Source organism: Crenobacter sp. CS_VA4, assembly GCF_055597485.1.
The window spans coordinates 1-792 of record NZ_JBVMAE010000080.1 but is presented as its reverse complement, the minus strand read 5'-3'; the positions used below and the strand labels follow the sequence as shown (position 1 = coordinate 792).

Annotated in this window: 1 protein-coding gene; it reads left to right on the top strand. The window is 60.9% G+C overall.

Features of this window, described 5'->3' with window-relative positions:
- The coding region (locus ACZ2IA_RS22780) for a Mu transposase domain-containing protein (protein ID WP_470294871.1) at positions 1-648 on the top strand (648 nt) is incomplete at its 5' end.
- Between the last annotated feature and the right edge of the window lie 144 nt (positions 649-792).

The window sequence follows — 792 nt, the reverse complement described above, 5'->3', positions numbered from 1 at the left end:
GTCCATCCCGATTACCCGGAACTGACGCTGGCTGAATTGCTGCAGGACGAGCAGTTGCAGATGATGCCGTTCCCCGGTGCCTTTGACGGCTATATCGAAGTCCTGGCACGGGTCTCCAGCACTTGCTTGGTCACCTTCCAGCGCAACCGCTATTCGGTGCCCTGCCATCTGGCCAACCAGATGGTCAGCCTGCGGCTCTACCCGGAACGCCTCGTGATCTATGCCGAACAGGAAGCCGTCGCCAGTCACGTTCGGTCATTTGATCGCAGCCGCACCTTCTACGACTGGTTGCACTACCTGCCCTTGGTGGAGCAGAAGCCCGGCGTGTTGCGCAATGGGGCGCCATTCGATGAAATGCCTGCCCCCTTGCGCCAGTTGCAGCAAGCGCTGCTACGTCGTAGTGGCGGTGACCGAGTCATGGCTAAAGTGCTGGGCTATATCCCGTCACACGGACTGGATGCAGTGCGGCTCGCCATCGACGTGGCGCTGGAATCGGGGGCCATCAATGCGGAACATGTGCTCAATGTCTTGGCGAGGCTCCAGGCTCCGCCGAAGCCGGAAGCCCTGGACACGCCGTTACAGGTTGCCGAGCCGCCGCTGGCGGACAGCAGTCGCTACGATCAATTGCATCGCAGTGTGGGGGCCTGAGATGAAACTCGACCTCCACACCGAACTGAAAGCGCTGAAGTTGCATGGCATGGCGGCCACTTATGCAGAGATGCGGCAATCCACCTCCAGTGCGGGTCTGGAAACGCTGGATAGCTGGCTCCAGCACCTGATCCAGGCCGAGCA